Origin of the sequence: Flavobacterium sp. PMTSA4, from assembly GCF_032098525.1 — a bacterium.
GTDB classification, from domain to species: Bacteria; Bacteroidota; Bacteroidia; order Flavobacteriales; family Flavobacteriaceae; genus Flavobacterium; species Flavobacterium capsici.
On sequence record NZ_CP134890.1, the window covers coordinates 1,984,637 to 2,009,242 of the forward strand.

At 33.1% G+C, this 24,606-nt stretch carries 7 protein-coding genes; 6 read left to right on the plus strand and 1 reads right to left on the minus strand.

The window, feature by feature from the left end:
* Window positions 1–44 precede the first annotated feature (44 nt).
* Genes RN605_RS09195 through RN605_RS09215 form a run of 5 tightly spaced genes read left to right on the plus strand, consistent with a single transcriptional unit; the run spans window position 45 to window position 22,168 of the window.
* Window positions 45–5,705, plus strand: a complete 5,661-nt coding sequence (locus RN605_RS09195) for a hypothetical protein (protein ID WP_313324362.1) — start codon at window positions 45–47, stop codon at window positions 5,703–5,705.
* Between the two features lie 6 nt (window positions 5,706–5,711).
* Window positions 5,712–8,918: a hypothetical protein gene (locus RN605_RS09200; RefSeq protein WP_313324363.1), complete on the plus strand. Its 3,207-nt coding sequence runs from the start codon at window positions 5,712–5,714 to the stop codon at window positions 8,916–8,918.
* Window position 8,919: 1 nt separating this feature from the next.
* Entirely contained in the window at window positions 8,920–9,630 is a 711-nt protein-coding gene (locus tag RN605_RS09205) for a hypothetical protein (protein WP_313324364.1), read from the plus strand.
* Between the two features lie 55 nt (window positions 9,631–9,685).
* A complete protein-coding gene (locus RN605_RS09210; protein WP_313324365.1) occupies window positions 9,686–21,358 on the plus strand; it encodes a DUF6443 domain-containing protein in 11,673 nt (3,890 codons plus the stop codon).
* A 9-nt stretch (window positions 21,359–21,367) separates the two neighbouring features.
* A complete protein-coding gene (locus RN605_RS09215) occupies window positions 21,368–22,168 on the plus strand; it encodes a hypothetical protein (protein WP_313324366.1) in 801 nt (266 codons plus the stop codon).
* A 257-nt stretch (window positions 22,169–22,425) separates the two neighbouring features.
* Here the strand turns inward: RN605_RS09215 and RN605_RS09220 are convergent, their stop codons facing one another.
* Window positions 22,426–23,466, minus strand: a complete 1,041-nt coding sequence (locus RN605_RS09220; RefSeq protein WP_313324367.1) for a tyrosine-type recombinase/integrase — start codon at window positions 23,464–23,466, stop codon at window positions 22,426–22,428.
* A 238-nt stretch (window positions 23,467–23,704) separates the two neighbouring features.
* Between RN605_RS09220 and RN605_RS09225 the strand changes: the two genes are divergently transcribed.
* The gene (locus RN605_RS09225; protein ID WP_313324368.1) at window positions 23,705–24,583 is read left to right on the plus strand and encodes a helix-turn-helix domain-containing protein; all 879 of its coding nucleotides are present in this window, start codon (window positions 23,705–23,707) and stop codon (window positions 24,581–24,583) included.
* The last annotated feature ends 23 nt before the right edge of the window (window positions 24,584–24,606 follow it).

Here is a 24,606-nt window from a genome sequence, read left to right on the forward strand (position 1 = left end):
AGAATAGCAGAGCAATTAAAAAATCAAAACATAACTATCTACCTATGAATAAAAGTATTAGAAACAGTAAAATTACAAAGGTAATTGCTTGTTATTTAGCAATAATGATATTCTTAGAAATTACCAGTCCTATGGCTGCTTATGCACTAACTAGTGGGCCAAAACAGCCTGAGTTTACTGCATTTACCCCAATATCAACTTCGGATATGGTAAATTTAGCCAGTGGTGATTTTAATTATAATATTCCAATTATGGATGTAGGCGGCTATCCTATCAATCTAGCTTATGATTCTGGAGTTACTATGGATCAGGAAGCTTCTTGGGTTGGCTTAGGATGGAATTTAAATATAGGTCAAATTAACAGAAACGTTCGTGGATTACCTGATGATTTCAAAGGAGATTTGATGACTTATAAAAACAATGTGAAAGACAATGTTACTATCGGAACTAATTTTAATATTTCGCCTGCATTACTTGGTAATGATACTCCTTTTAATTTAGGCTTGGGAGTGGAATATAACAATTACAATGGTATAACTTTTAAACCTTCAATAGGAGTTTCTTATTCATTGGCAGGAATTGGACAAGTAGGGTGCAGTTTATCAGGCTCAATTGATGAAGGCGCAACACTAAGCCCTTCAATAGGGATTGGTCCGAAAATTTCTGAAAATACGTCTTTATCGATTGGCCTGTCTGGGGGTTTAAACAGTAGAAAAGGATTGGAAAACATGGGAATGTCCGTTTCAGCTTCTTCTAAAACAACAGATAAAAATGTTTCTAAAAATGAATGTGGTGAAACTGAAACATCATACTCAAGAGGTCAAAACGGTAGTCAGAGTCTTGGTTCCATGGGAGGCAGTCTTTCGTTTAACAGTCAAAGTTATACTCCAACCAAAAGAATTGGTTTCAATAATAACAATAAGACTTTCAACGCAACATTGGGAGGTGAAGTTTTTGGACTGGAAGGTCAGGTAAGAATCACAGGCTATGGTTCTGTTCAAAGTATTAATTCTGCTTACAAAAACAGAAACGTTCCAGCTTATGGGTACGATTATACCCATTACAAAAACAGAAGTGAAGGCGTGCTTGATTTTAATAGAGAAAAAGAGCAAACCATCAACAAAAACACCAATGCTTTACCTGTGACGAATTATACCTATGATATATATACTATTCAAGGACAAGGGGTATCTGGAATGTTTAGACCAATAAGGTCTCAGGTGTCTTATCTCTACAACGATGACGTTAGAGATATAACTTCTAGTAATAGTTTTGGTGCTGAAATTGGGGTTGGAAACTTGGTTCATGGTGGAATTAACTTTAATGACTCCCCTACAGTTAGCAAAACTGGGGTTTGGTCAACTAATAATTTTGCACTGGCCGCTTTCGAAGAAAGTAACTTAGATGTAAACTCAAATCCTTTATATCAAAATGTAACATATAAGCTTGTTGGTGAACTTGATGTAGATAATGAAATTGCGTTATTTAATAATCGATTAAAAAGCTACAGACCTTTAAGAGTAGGATTAGATCTCGATAAAATTAATCCTAGCGTTGAAGCTAAGTATTTATTCAAACCTGAAACAAACCTGGTCTCAACAAACTACACCAACAATGTTTTACCATTAAACACAAAAATAAAAAGAACCAAAAGACTTTTGTCCAATCAAGTGATTCAAAAAATTAGTGCAAAAGAGACAGATGAAAAGTTTGTCTTTCGAAATCCGCTTGCAAAAGACCATCATACAGCTGGCATGAAAATTCTTCAAACAGATGGGTCTTCTTATGTTTATGGAAAAGCTGTTTATAACAACACAAAGTCTGAAGCAACTTTTGATGTATCTGGTCGCAGTGACATTGATGAATATAATGGAATTGTAGGCTACAATGGAAGTTTGGGAGGAAACAATAATACCTACAGTGATAAATTTGAAAATAAAAATATTACACCAGCCTACGCTCACACTTTTTTAGTGACCAGTGTATTGTCTTCAGACTACGAAGACATAGATGATAATGGGCCTTCTGATACCGATCTTGGGAGTTATACAAAATTTCACTACACGAAATCAAATGACGCAAATTATGTTAGTAATTATAAATGGAGAATTCCTTATGGACTCAATAAGGCTTCCTATAATGAGGGATTAAAATGTAGTTATAAAGATCAAAAAGGAAACTATATCTATGGTGAAAAAGAATTGGTTTATCTAAAAATGATTGAAACTAAAACACATATAGCATTTATAGATTTAGCAAACAGAAATGATGCTATGAGTGTAGCTTCAGAAAATGGCGGCCCGGGAAATCAAGCCATGAAATACATTTCATCGATTAGGCTATTTTCGAAACCTGAGTTGATCGCTCAAGGAATCACTTTTGAACAAGCAGCCAGCGATGTTGATGGAACCATAATTGCAGTTAAACCTATTAAAAAAGCTCATTTTGAATACGATTATTCCCTATGCAAAGGAATACCATCTTCCGCGACCGCACCTAATGGTGGAAAACTAACCTTAAAAAAGGTATATTTTACTTATAGATCTTCCAATATGGGAAGATTTACACCTTATGTCTTTAATTATGATGAGGGAAATCCCGATGCAAATAAAGCCTATCATATTAAAGGATTTGATATTTGGGGGAATTATAAGAATAACCCTCAACCAAGTAATACTAATCTATCTACTAGCGAATTTCCTTTTGTTGAACAAGATTATGAAAAAGCTCAAAAAAATACGGCTATGTGGACACTTAAAAGCATAAAACTACCTTCAGGAGGAGAAATTAAAATAACAACTGAAAGTGATGATTATAAATATGTGCAGAATAGAAAGGCCATGCAAATGTTTATGGTTGTTGGTGCCGGAGACAGTCCAGTACCTCCATCTCCAAATAATTTTAACAATAAACTTTTTACCCTTGGAGGTGAAGGGCATAGGTCATTTATTTATGTCAATACAAATGACCCAAGTTTAAATAACAGTTCCATTTTTAAGGATAGATATTTATCTGAGAATATCGATAAACCAATTTATTTTAAATTCCTTTTGCGAATGAATGGTTCTAAATATGAATATGTTACGGGTTATTTTGAAATTGATAAAAATCATATGAATGAAATCTCCGTTGTTAATGGTTATGCCTCTATTCCTTTAAAGTTTTTAAAACGAGATGGAGGAGTCAATGGTAATGCAATGGTAAATCCAATTGCTAAAGCAGGTTGGGGTTTTGGAAGAACCTATCTAAATAGGTTCGTTTACAATGACGGAGAAGAGGTGAGTGGAAGTTTTGTGTCTATAGTAACAGGTCTTGTAAACAGTATTCGATCAATGTCAGAAATCTTTACTGGACCTAATTATGCTTTAGAAGTTAAAAAATGTGCTGATAGTTTTAATCCTAGTAAATCATGGATACGTCTTGAAAATCCGAATGGAAGAAAATTTGGAGGCGGACTTAGAGTGAAAAAAATTGAACTTAACGATAAATGGGATGTTATGAGTTCTAACGAAGACAATCCATTATATAATGAAGAATATGGTCAAGAGTACAGCTACAATTTAGAAGATGGAACATCAAGTGGCGTGGCTGCCTTTGAACCAAACTCTTCTCCTGAAAATCCATTTGTAGAGCCTTTTTATGGATTAGACAACCAAAATTATGCCGAAAGAATTAATGCCCCAAGAGAGAATAATTATGTTGAGAAACCTTTTGGCGAAAATTTCTTTCCATCACCGAAAGTAACCTATTCAAAAGTTACTGTAAAGAATTTAGAAAAAAGAATTGATGATATACAGGTGAGGAGACATGCTACTGGTAAGGTAGTAACCGAACATTATACTGCAAAAGACTTTCCAACCCGAGTTGATTATACGGATTGTGATACTAGATATTATAATTATCAAAGTCCAATTCTACAAATGTTGAGCGTCTATGCTGTCAATCACCTCACTATGTCACAAGGATTTACTATAGAAACAAATGACATGGATGGTAAAGTTAGGTCTCAGAAAGTTTATGCAGAAGGACAAAACGCACCGATATCAAGTGTTGAATATAAATACAATGTTGATTCTACGGGAAAATTGGATAATGAGTTTACAACCATTAATGAAAATGGCAAAATAGAAAAGAACTTACTGGGGATTAATTATGATGTAATCAATGATTTTAATGAAAGCGAAACCATTACTGAAGCTAATGGATTTGACGGCAACTTGGCTTCCTTTTTAATACCCGCTTTGCCACCTATTCCTGTTTATGTTCCTTTAGTTTTACCAAGAGAAGCCTATAATGAAACCCGTTTAAGAACGGCCACTACAACTAAAACCATTCATCGAACAGGTGTTTTAATTGAAACTATAGCGTATGATTTGGGTTCTAGGGTAGCTACAAAAAATTTAGCTTGGGACGCTAAATCGGGGCAAATCTTGGTTACCCAAACCAACAACGAATTCGATGATAAATATTATTCACTTAATTATCCTGCCTATTGGTATTATAAAAATATGGGAATGGCTTCAGAGAATATTGATTTAGTTGGGAAATTGAGTGAAACCGTAAATGGCAATGGCTCTTATTTTTATCTTACTAATTTTCCACCAACCGTTTCAGCTAATGACATTAATAAGTTTTTCAAGGTTGGTGACGAGCTCGTTTTCAATGAAAATGGCGCTTTAGTAAAACTTTGGGTTTATACAATTGATAGCAATCACATCCGATTAATGAATAAAGAGGGAGAAGTAATTAATAGCTCAAATCAACCCTCAGATTTAACTTTTAAGATTGTAAGGTCAGGGAATCGAAATTTACAAACCGCATCCATGGCTTCAGTAACACTAATGGTCAATCCGATTGATCCCGAAGATAATGGGTCTGTAAACTATGGAAGCTACATCGATGATTCAACGGTTTCCTATAACATTGGTTCAAGTGAAGATATCAGGGTAATAAATTCCAGCGCTATCGAATATAGTGATATCTGGAGTTCTCAATGTGAAAATGATTTACCCGATAGCTATGGTTATTTTAATGGGGATCCTAGAACCACTAAAGCAAATCCCTACCTGTATAATACCAAAGGAGATTGGCGTCCAATTAAATCATATGCTTATTTAACAGGGCGAAATAACTTTGAAACAGAGAACAGACGTAAGTCGGGGTATTACAACAAGTTTAATCCGTTTTATAAGAAACAAGATATGAACCACCCATGGACAATAGATTCAACTAACTGGACTTTTGCGAGCAGAGTCACTATGTATAGCCCATATGGAGCGGAATTGGAAAATAAAGATGCATTAAACAGATATTCTTCAGCTCAATATGGTTATAATTATACACTTCCTGTAGCTGTTACTTCTAATGCACATTATAGGGAAATTGGATTTGACGGTTTTGAAGATTATGATCCCTTTGATATTTTTAACCAGCAACCTTCAGCATTAAAGCCTCACTTTGGTTTTCATCAGGATGTATATACTGAAAAAAATGTAGTTATTACAGAAGAAAGGTCGCATACAGGACATCGTAGTGTTGTAGTACCTCCTAAATCTTCCATCAAGTTTGTTAGAAAAGTTGATGGTTGCCCACCTGAAGAAGAAGATATGAGACTCGCTCCTACAAAACCTAAAAATAAAGTAGTACAGCAGAACAAAGTAGTAGCCAAAAAAAGTACTGTAAAACAAACAACAACTAAAAAGTAAGAAGCTATGAAAAAAGTAATATTTCTAACAATCTTTTTGTCTTATTTTTTTGGGTATACTCAAACGTCAATAATTTTTGGTACTGCATCTGGTACAACTAACGGGTATGTGAACTCAGGTGAACAATTCGCGATGAATATTTCTGTCAGTCCTCAATCGGGTTGTACTAATATAAATTTTAATTTAAATATAGGTTCTTGCACCTACATTCAGCCTTCTTCTCAGTACCAGTATCCAAGTTTTGTAACTGTTACTCCTAATGTTGTGTCTAATCAAACAACTTTATCTATTTCCATTAATAATTCAGCTAATAATAATAATATTTCTTTTACTATTACTTTGAGATCTCCTATTGTTTGTCAATCTAGCTCACCCGAAATTATGCAAATAACAGCAGCACCAGGAAATAATAATACATGTACTTTAAATTTACAACAATCCTTTACATTAAACATCTCAAATTTACAACCTACTATTGGAATTTTCACGATAAATGAAGTTAGTGGAGTTGGGGGCGCTATATGCAGAGGAAACGTAAAAATAAATGCTTTAAAAGTTATTTTAACCAATCCTATTGCAGGATGGACAATCAACAACCCAACAATGAAAATTAACCTGCCTCTTTGTACTTCTGTTGAAGAAAACCCCAACGTCTATGAATTTACAGAGCTAAATGGTGATATGGTTGTATCTTGGATTAATTTGCCTAATACTATCAATCCAGGTGCTTCTATTGAAAAAATAGTTTATTTTCGTATAAATTGTGATTCTTGTTCTGTATTCCCATTATCTTTTCAACCAATAGCTTCTTATACAGGTACTAAATGTTCCCAGAGTACTATTGCAAGTACTTCAACGCCATTCAATGGGCCAATTTTTCAGGGAAATAATAATGAGATATGTTTTGGTTCTAATAATTGTAATGCCAATTCTTATCCATCTATACCTAATACTAGTGTATCATTTAGTCCTCCAAATCCTTTTCATTGTCCAAATGCTACACCACCAATAGAAGATTGTACATACCTAGTCAATATTGGTTCAACTCTAACATTAACAAATTTGGATTTAGTGACAAATATACCCGATCAAGTAATTATCAATACTATAAAATTGACGGTTAACCAAAGTGCAGCTTCCTGCACAGGAGCCGTTAATTATTATTATTCTTATTTAACAGATCAGAACTCTACTACTTGGAGTAATGAATTTATTATAATCCCAGGAGCGTCACCAGTAAGTGTTACCCCACCTTCAGGTCAAAAAATTACTAAAATAAGATGGAATTTTCCAGATACTTGCCAATATGGGGAGGGGGTTCCAATAACACTGGATTACACTTATAATTATCTGCCTAATATAGTAATTCCTCCTATAAATCCAATTACTAATCTTCCTCTTGAAAATGGTGGTTTTGATTGTAGTGTAAATTATACTGCATCAGAATTAATAACACAATATCCTACTGGAAAACCAGTACCAATAAAGCGTAATTTAAATAATCAAATAGCTGGATTATTTGATTGCTTGCCAGTTGTACTTACTAATCAAGTTAAACTAAAAAATTCAACAGATAATTTTGTTTCTAATATAAGCGTACAACCAAATAGTGAATTAACGTATTTGTTATCTATTAGCCCTAATAATCTTTCAAATTTAATTTTAAACCAAAATTTAACAACTAAGTTAATTGATGTCGCTAATTTTAGATATTATTTCGGAACGGCTACACCTTCGACAAGTAATTTTGAAAATCTCTTTACAACTTGTAGTGGAAACAATTGTAATTTAAATCTTTATTCGGGTAGCAATGCTGTTTTGAATTACAACAGCATCAATAATTCACTTACGATTACAGGATTAGATTTCAGTAATACAAATAATATTTTATACATAATGTATGACGCTAAATTAAATGATAATTTAATCTCGGGCTCTTCAACACAAGGAAATGCTACTACTTTCTTTACTATATCTCAGCAAAATCAATTTGTTTATTCAAATGACGCAATAGTTCAAGTTATATATTATAGAAACTTACAGAGTAGAATGTATGCAAAATGTGTTAAGCCTGAAGCCGAATTATGGTCCGATGATATTGTTTATGTAAGAAATAATGAAAAAATAGACTTCAAAATGGAATTAAAAAATACAGGTTCAGTTCCTATTAAAGTCTTTGAAATTCAGAATTTAAAACCAATGTCTGGAGATTCAATGATCAATAATCCAAATTCCCCTAGAGGTAGTGACTTTAGTGTAAATTATTTCTGTGATTTTCAGCCAACAGTTTCAATTACACCTAGTCAATCACAACCTGTTTTTAATAAATTTTATTCTTCCGTTGGTTCTAATAAAGAAAGAGAATTTTTGTATCCGCCTGTATTAAATGGAAACTTATCATTATGGGTTCAAAATAATTGTCTATTAACCTCTAATTGGATTAAATTTTCAAATGAAAATGGAGTTTTGTTGAATCCAGGTCAATCATTAAATGTAGTCTATAGAGGAAAAATATCTGGAGCAACTGGAACAAGTGGAAGTGCGGTAAATAGTTTTGGCGCAAAATTAAAGTATGATGGAGATTCTAACTTTATCAATCCAGGAGAAGATTTCGTAACACTTGTAAACAATGGTGAAGGCTGTAATCCCCCATGTATTGACTGTGCTTCATTTGCATTATTAAAGAAAGAAAAATATTTGGTAAGCGGTTGGGTATCTGAGCAAAGTAAAAAAGACCCAAACAGACAATTCAAAAACTACGATAGCAGTGCTATTAGGTTAAGTTTCAAAGATAAAAATGGTGCTCCTTTAGAAATGTTTGATGAAAACTATCAATTAATAGGCTTATTTGTTGATTTTCATGCCTCTGGTGAAATAATTGACGGTTGGCAGCGCATAGTAGGTGAATTTACTGTTCCAAACTCACCAACTGGAGAAGTTGGCGATATGACACTAGAATTGCTAAACGAAAGTGGCGAAAACATTTCCTATTTTGATGATATTAGAATTTTGCCTTCGAAAGGGAATATGAAAAGCTTTGTATACGATCAAAAAACGCAACGATTAATGGCAGAACTCGATGAAAATAATTATTCTACCTTCTATGAGTATGACTTAGAAGGGGGTCTTATACGCATTAAAAAAGAAACCGAAAAAGGAGTATTTACGATACAAGAAACAAGAAGTGGAAATACCAAACAACTGAAACATTAAGATGAGATACCTTTTATTTTTTATACTGTTTAGCTTTCAGATTTCTTTTTCACAGGCTGAAAAAATGCTCCGTGTGGAAGAAGTTTTTTCACTTGCGGAGAAAGCTGTTACAGAGGATAAATATGTCTCATATGAAACATCATATAAGCTATACTTAGATTATGAGGCTAAAGAAATTTTTGAGGAATACAAAGGAGTATTTGTAAAAAAGAATAACATAAACTATTTGAAAATAAAAAATACAGAGTTTGTAACATTTACTAAATATGCTTTAAAAATTAATCATGATGAAAAAGCAATAAGTATTAATAGTCATCAAGAAACCAATACACAGCAAAATCCATTTTCAATAAGTGATTATTTGAAATCTTTTCCAGAAAAAAAAATAAAAATAGAGGGTAATAATTATGTATGTGAACTCAAGCCAAGTAAAATTTCGCAAATAATGTTCAGTAAAATTATTGTCTACATCAATAAAACAGACTACTCAGTAGTTAAACAAAAGTTTTATTATGTGGAAAAAATGGAAAGTAATGATAAAAACGGGAAGCTTAGATATAGTACTCCTAGACTCGAAATAACCTTTACACGCAGACCTAAAAATCCTGAATTGGATACCAAATTGCTTAAACAGGAAAATTATTTTACAGAAGCGAAAGGGAATATAATGTTGTCGAAAAAACTTTCAAAGTACAAGTTATTTAAAACATAAAATTAATCAGGGCCATATATTTTAGATTGTTAATTAAGAAATTAAAGTAAAATTTATGAAAAATAGTAATGTTTCACAGAAAAGAAGAATATTGAAAAAAGGTCTTTTGATTTTCTTATTTATTCAATCTTGTTTTGTTGTAGGGCAAAAAAATTATTTCACGGCTCCCGTGGTTACAATGCCTTATAATCAAATTAATGCATTTACGTCTGCAGAGAATATAGACCCACAGCATACTATGCCAAATCATATTTCTATTAACCCTAGAGCTTATGTCAAACTAAAAATTGATAATGAAATTGGGCCTTTTAGATGGGTTAGAGTAAATTTAAAACTTCTTATCATTCCAATTTTAGCTGACGGTCATGACGATTCTGCAAATGAATTTACCCGTGAGTTAGTAGCAGAGTACAATCCAGCCGGAAACGCAGCAAATTTTTCTGATCTAGCAGTTTGTGAACTAAAAAACAGCTATGGTGTTCGTATCAAAGTTTTAGACGCTACAACAATAGATATTGTAAGTGGTTCATCTTATAACTACGTAAATCAAAACGTTAGTATTGATCTTACTTTTGAAACAGAACGATATTACTTATTGACAGAACAGTTGCCTGCGATAACATCACAAATAATTAATGATGAAGAAGGCTTACCTGCTTCCTTATTTTTAAACTGGTCACAGTTAACAGGTGCTTACCAATATGAGCTTGAATGGACTTGGGTTGATAATTACGACATTGATGGATCGCCACTTTCAGAAGGACAAATTTATTTTTCAACAAGAGATTTTGAACTCAACAATTCAAGGATAAGAACTTCAGACACTAATTATGAAATCCCTCTCATTTATGCCAGAGGGTATATCATCTATAGAGTTAGGGCTATCGGAAGATTTATTGACAATTTTACAGATGTTAATAAAGAATATTTTGGACCATGGAGTTCAGGAAGTTATTATAAATATACTGTTGAAGATTGGCAAAATAGCACCATTTCAATAAGTGAGCATGAAGGAAATAAAAACTGGCAATTTCAGGCTAGTTATGCAGAAAATGGAAAGAAAAAAGAAGTTGTTAGTTATTTCGATGGCTCTCTAAGAAACAGACAAACAGTTACAAAAATAAATTCTGAAAAAAATAGTGTAATTGTTGGGGAAGTGATTTATGATACACAAGGAAGACCAGCAGTTGAGATATTACCTGCTCCTGTTAATAGAAATTTTATAAAATATTTTAAAGATTTAAATCGTGCTGTCAATGGGGATATCTATACCCATTTGGATTTCGATTGGGATTCGATATCGGAAACACAGTGTAATATTCCTCCACGGCCGATGAGTAATGAAAGTGGTTCAAGCAAATACTATTCTAAAATCAATGATATGGACAGCCCTTTCAGAGATTTCATTCCAAATGCTTTTGGATATCCCTTCAGTCAAATTGAATATACGGCCGATAATACAGGAAGAATAGCAAGAAAGGGAGGAGTTGGTGTCGCCCATCAACTGGGAACAAACCACGAAATGAAATATTTTTATAGTGTGCCTCACCAAGAGGAATTAAACAGACTCTTTGGATATCATGTTGGTTTTGTTTCGCATTACAAAAAAAATATTGTAGTTGACCCAAATGGTCAAGTAAGCGTAAGTTATTTAGACCCGCAAGGAAGAACCGTAGCTACAGCTTTAACAGCAGAAAATCCCGAATCTCTTCAAGGTTTAGAAGATGCTAATTCCGCTTATCAGGAAATTAGCGTTGATTTGTTAAGCAAAGTAAATGCAACAGATTATGACACGGAATTGGACAATAATGAATTGTATTCTTCTTCCAATTTTTTCAACCATAATGATATTCTAAAAGTATCCAAACAAATTGGTGTGGCAGGAAATAATATAGCCCATATATTTAATTATTCGGTTAAAAATGAAACCGTTTTTATACCTGAAATATGTGAAGAAAAATACTCATTTGTTTATGACTTAACAATAAGTCTTAAAGATAATTGTACTCGTGATTTATTCTCTGTTCCAAATGGAGTGATTACCATTGGAGAAGAGGGAATCGGTACACAAGCTTTAGTTAATTACCAACAATCTTTTAATCCTGCTAATCTGCTGTTAAGCACAGGTAGCTATTCCCTGGTTAAAGAGCTAAAAGTAAATCAAAACACGCTTCAAAATTATGCCAATCATTATGTTGAAATGTTAACTAACCCCGAGATTGGTGGCAGTTGCTATATAGATCCCCATGGTTTCAGTCCTGAACAATTTAACATTGATTGTAACACCACTTGTGAAGAATGTACTCAAAGTATAGGAACAAAATGCAATTATGTTTTAAAACAATTAAAAAACATTTACAACGTTCCTGAGGGGAACAATGCTGTTTTTGTTCAAAATTCGTCGACATGTGCTGTAACAGTAAACAATTCTCAGATTACAGAAACCATAAATTTTGGTCAACCAATAAGTCAAGAGGTTATTAACGCTCAAGTTACAAGAATAATTGCAGACTGGAATTTACTAAGTACGGCTTGTGATAAAATCTGTGGAGATAAATTTGCATCATCTTGTTCAATTAATAGAACTATTTTATCAAATGATGTTAGTCCTGGAGGTCAATATGCGACAACTATTTCAATGACGCAAAACTATCAGGCAACAGGAGATAGCTCAAATTTAAATACTAGTACTTTGAGTGTTTTTAATGAGAACAATCAATTGGTTTATAATGGAATTTTAAATAATACAGGAGGTGGTAACTTCAATTGGAGAAATCCAATAACACCTTACAAAGAAAGCGATGGAACGGAATCAAAAATATATGTAACAAATACAGGAGTTACAGGATATTCTCCTCCTTTTGTTAGTGGAACTTTATTGGTTGAAAATGGGTTGGAGTTCGTTAGACCTCAAAACTTATTGAATGTCGATGATTTTATTAGTAATTGGAGGCCAAGTTGGGCAGCATCTCTATTACCCTATCATCCTGAATACTGTTATTTAATGTATTCTGATGCTTTGTGTGGTGTTACAAAATCTGTAAGCATTCATGAGTTCAATGAAAATGGAACAATAAATTCTGTTACTCCAAGCAATTTAACATCCGATCAGTATGATAGTTATTTAGGATTCATTGACACATTTGATAAAGCAATAACGGCAGGATTATTTAGTGCTTCTAATCCTGATGGTTCTAATAATCATTTAATCTACAATAATGACCCCTATTTTAACTCGTTAATTAATTCATTTGAAACAGGCACTTTGTTTCAATACAGAAAAGACATTATGCTTGAGGCATTAAATCAACAATATGAAACCAATTTATTAAATCCTAATCTTACTCCTGACCCTAATATTGCTTCAAACTACGCTAATTTGTATAAAGCAGCTGTAATGATGGCAAGATGTAATGCCATACAAGTATGTAGTTACACGCCAGTGAACTTTAATAATTTGACTGACGTTGAAAAAAATAGAATTTGGAATACATATAAAAATCTATACATTTCATTAAAACAACGTATTAAGCATGTTTTTATCAATGTATATGCAAAATCTCAAGGGTGCTTTAACGGCTGTATTGGAGATATGGGAACTGATAATATTACCAATGTCATTAGTAACTATACTTCATATGGACCTTCAGCTCAAAATACCTTTCAACTAATTAATACCTTTATTTCACAAAATGATCCTTCAACCTCAGTAACCCATCCTACTCTTTGTGATGCAGCAATTAATGGATCTTATGAGAGCAAAATTAAGCGTTTTATTCCAATTGATTTTGCTTATGATTCTGACGAAACGGCAACCAATGCGATAAATGACTTAATGGCTTTAAACGCCTACCAGTATTATGCTCAAACCGGAAATTGTCCTTTAGTTAATGATTTGAATCTGTTCTTGGGAGGATTGTTTGAAGATATAAATCTAGCCAATACGGTAGGGCTAAATGGATGGAATATAATTGGTCAAGGATTGACGGCTAGTCTTTTTGAAGATATAACGGGCACACCTATTCCTTCATCAACCAATCCAACAATGACGGTGACAACAAATGGATCAACAGCAGAGTTTTCATTTACTCCGCTGTCCTCTTCCTATGTTGGAACTGCACCTCAAATAAGATTAACTATTCCTGTTGGAGCAAATATAAATTGGAATAATTATAATGCTACTGGAACAGGTGGATGGAAAATAATTGCAACAAGTCAGTTGTATTATGATGAGGCAAATTCAAACTTAACAGCAAATCCACCTATTTCAGCATTTCAAGTAATAGCAAGAGTTTGTGATACCAACAACACCAATTTTAGAGATGTCATCTTAACTGGAACAACCATTGCAAAAATTGGGTCTTGTCATTTAGAAGGAGAGCCAGGTGATGGACAAGTATTAGTGCCTACTGAAAATACGAATTGTAATAAAAAAGAACTTTTTGCAAATGCTCTAAAAGATTTAATGAACTATTTAGTAGACAATAATTTAGTCACACAACAAGTAGATATTTCAAATTTGCCAGTATTTGTTAACGGGTTTTTGTATATATATCTTGGAATTCAACCAGGCGATTTAGTTCAATGGAATGGATATGGAGGAGGTTCACAGTCTTTTGCAATATTTATAAATAATATGCCAAGACTTGCTGTTAGTTCACAAGCGGGTGGTTCTAACTGGATTATTAATTCAATAAGTTCAATTACTATTGGCTATGTATATGTTGGTGGATTAGGGCCAAATAACATCCCTAGTCAGGCCAATTTAATGGATATTGTTTTTGAAACAGAAAATGGCCCACAAACTGTTAATGCACAAATTTTTACTTGGTATGGAGCAAAATTACCTCTTTATTTCAGTTGTTGTTCGCCATGTGGGGAATGGGATTTTAATGGAGATGGTACAGGTGATTTATGTGATGGACCTACTGACCATGATAACGACAACGATGGAATTCCTAACTATGTAGATAATTGTCCTGATAACTATAATCCAAATCAAGAAGATTCAGATAATGACGGTATTGGCGATGTTTGTGAGTATTATACAAATATTAATGGAGCTACCGCTTGTCAATTAAATGTCGAAGAAGAGATCATACATGAAAATAACATAAAAAATATTCTTAATTACTTTATAGACCCAAACAATCATATTGTTACTTCTCAAGGTTACTATTATATCAATCTTACTCCTACTAATACTATATCAGAGTTCAGTACTTATGTCCAACAAGGCAATTTACAAGTACTATTCCAAAGCTTAAGAAATAGTTTTCACAACCTTGATCCTAATTATAATGTACCAGTCTCATTAGCAGAAGTTGGTATGAGTTGTAATAATACATTTACTGGTATAACGTTTACATCAGGTCTATTAAGTCATAATTATAGCTCGTTAAATATTTGGTTCAATTTTAATAGTAATGTTAGTCATGTTAATTCGTTTGACATAGTAAATAATAATACAGCTATTCTTCATTATGTTGACAATCAAGGAATTCCTCAAATTCAAGCGGTGTCATTTTCCTTTTTAACAACTTATTCTGCTACTGAAAACTCTTCGGATGCTTTAGGTTCCCTTTTTTGTTCATTTCTATCTCAGAATAATTATGTCTATCCAACGCAATCAAGAATGAGCCATGAAAGATTGCCAAAATTATCTACAAATGATGGTAAAACATTTTATTATTCTCATCAAAACAGAGCTGAAGAACCTTCAAATGCAGGTTCTAACTCTTGTGATTGTATTCCGCAAACCGTAGCTCCAGTAGCTTGTGAAGAGAATTATTACATATACAAAGACATAATGAATTCTTTTGGACTGCTTGAAGCGCCAAATTTTTTATCTGATGAGCAGTTTTGTGGCTTAAATATGCAATATATTGTAGTTTCATATAAATATTATTTACAAACCTTAGGGGTTACAAGCATAGATGACGTTAACTACTTATCAATTGGTGAGTTTGGTGATACGTACCTGAATTATGGATATGCTAATATTAACAATGTAATTGACAACTATAAAGTATATGCCGCTGAAAACTCGCAAGATCCAGACCGATTATTTTGGAACAATTATGTCAATACTATTTATGTAGCAACTATGACTGATTGCCCACCAGCTCCACTTCCTCTTACTCCTTTTCCTGTTACTTTGAATAGTCCTTGTGATGAATTAATGACTAACATTTCAGCTACCTATGAATTAGATTCTTATAATGCCTACATAGAATACCTACGTAGAGAATTTATAAGAAAATACATTGAGCAAGCAATGAAGGTAGCCGTTGAAAACTTCACAATGAATTATAAGGATAAAGAATATCAGTATACACTTTATTACTATGATCAGGCAGGAAATTTGATTCAAACTGTTGCTCCAGAAGGTGTAGACAGACTCAACTCTTCTTTAAATAATGGTATTAATAACCACCGTAACTCGATTAACCCAGTTGAGAACCCAACTTATGTTCCTTCGCATTCTTTTAAAACGGAGTACAAGTACAATTCATTAAATCAGCTTGTTTGGCAACAAACACCTGACGGGGGAATTACCAAATTTGCCTATGACAGGTTAGGAAGAATTATAGCCTCACAAAATGCAAAACAAAGCGTAATTGACGAAGGAACAAAATCGGAAAGATTTAGTTATACGGTTTACGACTTTTTAGGAAGGATTACAGAAGCTGGAGAAATTTTTGTTTTGCCAAATTCGTATACTATTACTGAGGAAGGAAGATTAGAGCAAGGCAGTTTAATTGTTGATGCATTTTACAATTTTATTTCAAAAAGAGAAGTAACAATAACCATCTACACTGAGGACCCTATAGTAGAATCTTACAACAACATTCATGCTTCTGATTTATTTTTAACCAACAATACTGCAAATTATCAAATAAGTCATAGTAATAGAAACCGAGTAACAGGAATATTTTATTACAATGATTATGGTTCTCCAGATAAATTTGATAATGCAATATTCTACAATTATGATGTGCATGGCAATGTGAAAGAGCAGGTAACTTATAATATGTTCTTAAGGCAATTAAGTTGTTCAGATGGCGAAATTATCAATGAAAACGGACAACTAAACGATTGTGAAAAACACTTAAAAAGAGTGTTATATGAATATGACTTAATTAGTGGAAATGTAAATAAAGTAATTTTTCAACCAAAAAAGGCAGACCAGTTTATTCACAAATACAATTATGATGCGGACAACCGAATTGTGGATGTACAAACTTCTCCTGATGGAATTATTTGGGAAAAAGATGCAGATTATAAATATTATCCTCATGGTCCTTTGGCTAGATCTGAAATTGGCGATAAAAAGGTACAAGGCGTTGATTATGCATATACCCTTCAAGGGTGGCTTAAAGTAGTAAATGGTGAAAATTTGGTAGAACCAAAGAATGATATGGGAACCGATGGAGATATGAATTTAATCACAAAAACCAAAGATGCTTTCGGATATTCTTTAAATTACTTTTCAGAGAAAAATGTACAAGATTATGTTGCTATAAATAATGATAATGGAACAAATAGTTATAGACCACTAATGTTCGGTAGAGACAATTCGATTACTGGTAATGGAAATAATTTATACAATGGCAATATCAAGCAAATGACTACTGGATTGAGAGTAAATGAAGATAACTTGTTGACGGTTCAAAAAAATAATTATTACTACGACCAATTGAATCGAATAATTGCTTTGAAATCGGCAGCTGTAAAACCGAGCAGTGGTGGCTATTCAGACATTTCTTCAAGTTATGGTACCAGTTATAGTTATGACAGAAATGGTAATATTTTGAGTTTAGTGAGGTCAGCCGCAAAACAAGATGGAAACATTATTGTAATGGATGATCTAAAGTATGAATATCAAGAGGGAACAAACAAATTAAAGATTGTTGGAGATGCCTCTTCAGCAACTAATGCCATGGATTTTAATAACGATCTTGAAGACCAACTAGCACAATTGGCTGCTTTAGGTATATCTTATGACCCAGCGGATTTAAATACAAGCAATTATATTTATGATAATATTGGTCAGCTAATTGAAGATAAATCCGAAGGATTAAGAATATTCTGGAGAGTAGACGGAAAAATAAAAAGAATTATTAAATCTTTAAATGGGGTGACTACTTTTATTTCATTTGAATACGATGGACTTGGAAATAGAATTTCAAAAGAAATTTCAATCGAAGGTGAAGATAAAGTAGTAACTACTTACTACGCAAGAGATGCTCAAGGTAATGTTTTAGGGGTATATAATTTCATAAGAAAAAATGAAAATGAATCTACATTAAATGAATTATATATAAAAGAGCATCATCTTTACGGTAGCAGTAGAATTGGTCTTGAAGAAAAAAATCTTTTGGTTTATACCAACGCTCCAATAAAGAAAGGGAAAAGAACTAATGTAGAAGAAAACAAAAGTCAGGAAGTTAAAAAACCAGACGTAGTGGCAGTGGAGGTACAAATGCCGAGAGTAGTTGACCCTAGCACTATTTTTGCGCAAGTAGCCTGCATAAGCAATCCTTTACCTGTAGTAAGAGATTTTTCATTGAATTTAGGATTTAATAAATTTGCCACTTGGAATACAAATGGAGTTGCTTTAAGTAACCCTACTCCAGCAAATGTGTCTTTGAGTACAAATATTCGTATAAATCAGGACGCATCGTTGCCTGTTAACAGTACAAATTATGATTTAGGAAAAATAGTGTTTAGTGGAAATACCCCCGTTATACCTATTGCTGCTAGTTCTTTATTACCAATACCAAGCTGCTATAATATAGCTACGAATCCAGACAATTCAATTTTTATTGAAAGACCACAAATAAATGGCTGTACAACAACCTCATTCCAGCCTAACAATATTATTTTCAATGCATATCAATCAGGTTCACTCGAATATTCCATTGTAGATCTTGTAAATAGGTATGATGTAGTAACTGTAGGATTTGTTGTTGATAATATTTTTTATGGTATGAAAGCATTTATATCAGGTGACAATCTTAAAATTGCTAGGGTTGAAGGAACAACTGTCACCACTTTATCTACAATCCCTATAATAAATTTCGGTCCAAGTTATCAACCTGTTGTGAAGGTTAGAAAAACTGCAACAGGCGTCCAGTATGTAGCACCTACGAGTACTTATAACTTAACTGTCGCCGATTTCAATACAAAGACAGCTAAATTAAGAATCGATTTTTTAAAACCAAATACGGCAATTTCAAACTTAAAAATAATCCCAGAGGAGATATATAATATTACGTCTGAAGTGGCATTATCGGTGAAGAAAATAAATATCAACACCTATAAACCTAGATTATCAATTTCAAAGTATACCAAAACATTAAACAATAATGATGTTTCTTTAAGCATCTACAGTATTGAACCACCAAGTACTACGGCTGTGGATTTCTCAGTTGAATTTAATACTAGTTTTAATGGCTTTTCAACGGTAAAACTTAATGGGGTGCAAACAACAGTAGGGAGCTCTTGGACAACTCCTACAACTCCTAGTACTACAACCCCAACAACCAGTAAGTTAGGAAGTTTTGTAGCTTCCAACCTTGCTGCTGTCGATTTTGACATGTGTTTCCTTAACTATAGTTTTAATACTATAAATGACAATTATAGTTTTGATGACAATGCGAGTCCATTAGCCCCTACTGGCTCAGGAAGTTCAAATGCTACAATGGCTTTGAATGGTGCTATCAGAGATTATGGACCATGTTTGTTAGACCAAGATCAAGATAGTTTATATGATATTTATGAGGTCATTTTTAACCCTGACGGCTCAATAGTATATACTGATACGGATGGAGATGGATGTCCTAACTATCTAGATGCTGATGATGATAACGATGGAATTAGAACCAATTATGAAGGTGCTGATTTAGATGGCGATCATAATCCAAACACAGGTGTAGTTTGGAATCACGATGCTACATCTGCTACCAATCCAGATGCTATTCCAGATTATTTAGATCCAGATGATGATGGAGATGGAATTTATACTATTTATGAAGGTGCCAATCCAAACTTTGCAAATTTTCCTTTAACGACAAACATTCCAAATTTTTCTGTTGATACTGATGGTGATGGGCTACCAAATTATTGGGACAATGATGATGACAATGATGGGTTATATACTTATTACGAAATGGCAGATTTGGATGGTGACCATAATCCAAGTGATGCCGTAAATACTGATGGATATCCAACGGTGAACCCAAATAGTAGTTGGGTTGATTTGGTGCCTAATTATTTAGATGTTGATGATGATGGTGATGGAATTTTAACAATTTATGAGTTTGCAGATCCTAATCATGATGGTAATCCTAATGATGCGCTTAATACCGATGCTGTGGCACCTCCAGGAAATACAAGCGTGCAAACTGACAGCATACCAAATTACTTAGATGTAGATGATGATGGTGACGGTTATCAAACATGGGAGTTTATTGAAGGTGGTCCAGGTTTTGTGAATTATCCTTCACCAGGTTCTCCGTATACTTTAGATGATGATAGTAATGGAATTCCTAATTACTTAGATTATAATGACTCTAATTACCAACCAATAGAACTAACAGGTCCATTCTCTTTCCAAGAGTACTCAGATTTAATTGGTGATAAGAGGTATGAATTGTCAAATCATCTTGGAAATGTACTCATTGTAATCAATGATAAAAAGATTCCTTTTCATCCAGAGAAAAATTATACACACCATTTTAATGCAGACATAATTGCATACAATGATTACTATCCTTTCGGGTCTCTCGTACCAAACCGCCACGGCTCCAATAGCGACTACCGCTACGGCTTCCAAGGACAGGAAAAAGACGATGAAATCAAAGGGGAAGGGAATAGTGTTAATTTTAATTTTAGAATGCATGATCCGCGTATTGGACGTTTCTTTGCGAGTGATCCTCTTTTTAAATCTTATCCTCAATTGAGTCCTTATACTTTTAGTGGAAATAGGGTTTTTGATGCAATCGAATTAGAAGGTTTGGAACCACATATACTTTTTTCAAGTTTAACAGATGCTGCTATGAATTTTGGTGAACAATATAACGGCTATTCAATTAGAACAGGTAAAGAAGTTGGTACTCAATTTTATAAAATTCAAGACAAAGATGGAATAATAAAATATGCTTATACTAATCCGGTATATGGAGTAAAAGATCCAAGTGGCAAAAATGAGCATTCACAAGTAAGAGTGTTACAGTCAAATGATAAGCCCAAAGAAGCAGAATATGTAGGAGATGGTCATACCCATGCCTTTGATAATAACATGATAAAACAAACATTATTCACCAAAGGGAAATATTCGAATCGAAGTTATGATGAGAATTCTACTCCTAAAGAAGTAGAACGTTTACAGAAATATAAATTAGGTGTGATGTATGAATATTATTTTAATGAGGGTTCGAATGCTCCAAGTGAAAGTTTTAATGGAGACGATTATGTGTGGGAATATCAGATTACTAGACTAGGTGAAAATTTTATTAGATCATATTTATTTACTCCTAGTGGGTTGGTATATTCAGTAAAGAGTGTAGATGGTAAACCTGTATGGGAAGTAATGAAATATATGTCAGGTTGCAATCCAAGTGATACAAACTCAGTTACGAGAATGAATGATGTAAGTCCAGATCATGAGCCTGTTGTTCCTCCTTCAAGTGATGAGAATAAAGTAGATCCAAATCAAGATTAAATATTATTTATGAAAAAAATAACAATATTATTGGTTTTTATTTTATCTGCAATAAACTCTACTGCCAATCAATCTTATTTGATTCAAGCAAAAAATGGAAGAGTTAATATGTTTGGAAGTTTTTCTTATAGAAATGAAAAAGCTAATAAACTTATTATTCTAGGAAGCTATGTCAATTTAACTATGAGATCACTGAAATTAAACAAAAAAATAGATTTAAGTTTTTATGAGCGACCAAAAGATTCTATTGAATTTCATTTTACAAAAAATGAAAGGACAATAAAAATAAGAATATATGCAGCTGATATTGATTTTGAAAAACAATTGATAAATATTTTCCAGATTTTGAATCAGTCTAATGGAAATAAAATGGAGTTATATCAAACGAAAGAAATAATAAAACAAGTTTTACAAAATAAAATTTACAGGCCTGATATTATTAAAGAGCTAGACAAAGAGGGAAATATATCTTATTATGTCTCCAATAATAAATTTTATTTTTATAAAAAAGAAGGAAATAATGTTCTTGAAATTAAATCATTTGATAATATAATTGATTTTTTTAATGCACACAATGATAAACTGTTTATCGTCATTAACGACAACGAAATCATATATGTAAATCACTTATCATCCTTACCCATTGTCAAAAGTATTCTAATCGATGGAGTGTTAATTTTTAATCGACCATTAAAATTATATTATCTTTCAGATGGTGTTTTAGTTATTGATGTTATACCTTTCTCTATCAAAGATGGGAAAACATATTATTATAATACAAATAGCGGAAAATTTTTAGATAAAATATAAATAGAATTTTTTACTCAAATTTCCCCCGCTACCGCCCGAATCCATTCACGTTGTAAAAGGTAAATTGAAAACGAAAAATCTAAAAGCTACCGCGCGAGTCTCTCGCGTTGTTCTTGATATAAAAGAAATTTAAAAACAAAAATCCTATACATAAAGTCCCAGCTGCGCAAAGTCTCCTGACTTTGAGCTACTCAATAATAAAATTTTATAGTCCTTACCACTATAAAAAATTAATAATCACTTATTGCTTAGTTATTTCAATACTCAGACAACTTATTATAAACCTTATCAATCTCTTGATCAATATACACCTGTGCATAATGCACGTAGCGGTTAAAAGAACTGCTAGCATTGCTGTGACCACTCACTTTTCTAACCAGATGTTCAGGCATCCCCAAGATGAGCAACGTGGTAATGGCAGTTCTTCGCATCATATGCGAACTCATTTTATCGCAAAAACGATTCTTTTTATCCCTTGCTTGCAAGTGTTTCGTTTTACCTTGTTGCTCTCTCGAAATCGAAACTTCTGAAACAAAATTCGCTTTTTCACCAATAAGCTTGAGCATTCTATTAAAATTAAAAAGACTAATCTTTCCAAAAACGGCCTGCTTAGAATGCTTCGGTTTATACTTCAAATAAATAGCAACAGCATAGGGAGGCAGCTTAACAGAAGTAAAGGTTTTCGTTTTCTTAGACTTTAATTTCAAATACCAATCATCACCATTCAACTCAAAATTCTTCGAAGTAAGCATAAAAATATCCGAATAACGAAGTCCTGTTGTACATCCAAAAACAAAAATCTCTTTAATTCTCCTCTGATTCTCGGTCAATGAAGCATCAAAATCAACATCATGTATCAAAAATTTCAACTGTTCGGGCGACAATACCAAAATATCAATTTCCTCTTTCCTAACATAAAAGTTTTTATGAAAATCCCCAACCATAATGTTTTTATCTGATTGAAGATAATTGAAAAATACTCGGATAGTTTTAATCGACGATCCTACATAATTATCAAAACAACCTTTCTTATAAAGATAACCAGTAAAATTTTTATAAAACTTCTTCCAGTAATTCTTCTCACTGACCATCTCCCTAGAATTCAACTTTTGAACATCACAAATCCGCAAATCAAAACCCGTTTCCTCACAAAACTTACTTAAATTATTTAAAACATAAACATAGGATTTAACAGAACTCTTAGTAATGCGCTCTCCATTCTTCTTCAATCGTTTCCCCGATTCACAATCCTTAACAAATTGTGTAAAGAGAGGCAAAAAAGGATAGGTTTTTTTCATCTTAAATGGGTAAAACTAACAAGGCACAAACAACTTAAACATCAAAAGCCAAGAAAATAAAACTTAAGAACTACAATGATAGCACCTTTTTATCAAATACTAAAAAAATGAACCTCCCATCTAATATAAAAAACGCTTTTTTTTACCCTATTCCATTCCCGAATCCAACACCAAACCATTTTTTACCTCAAAAACGATTAGATAAGTTTGTGGGTACTATTTCTGTAATACTACCGCAATGGCTTCTCAAAACAACAATCAAATTGCAACTGCCATTTTCCAAATGCTGTTCGAATTAGCAACGGGAAATTACCGTTTCAGAAAGGAGATGCCTGCTGAGGAAAATTTATTTACTAAAGAAATAGAACTTCTCAACCACTTTGCCAACCTATGGGAAGAAAAAATAATACACCTCCACTTCCCTACACCATTTTACAGTTTTCAATCTTCAATACAACACACTGTCATAATAAATACAAAAGGTCAAATCCAGTACCTCTCACCTTCTTTTGCATTCCATTTAAACTACAAACCAATTGAGTTAAAAGAAACCCCTATCTACCAACTACTCCATAAAAATTCGACAGACCTGCTCCACAACGAAATAAATCAACTAAGCGAATCTACCATCATACATCTCATTTTCGTTACAACTGACAACCTCTATCTTCCCCACTTTTGCAGTCTATTAAAACTATACCCTTCAGAGCTAATCAGCATCAACCTCATTACAACAATGTTCCAAAACATAGAAGACAACAACCACCTAACAACCAATCCACCAGCAGAACCCGATGATACAATCCTCTTCAATAAAATATACAACTTCATAAGCAAAAATACAGAAGAACAACTACCATCAACCAAAGAAATCGCCAAACAATTTGGCGTCAACGAATCCAAACTAAAACAAGGATTTAAAGCACACTTCAACACCAGCATATACCAATGCTACAACGACATCCGCCTAAAAAAAGCGTTTGACCTAATTCAAAACACAACCTTACAAATCAAAGAAATAGCCTACTCCTGCGGCTTTAACGATTACGTCACCTTCTCCAAAGCCTTCAAAAAGAAATTCGGCTTTGCTCCTGCTAATCTGAAAAGACCAGAATAAGGTTTGTTCAAAATTGAATAGTC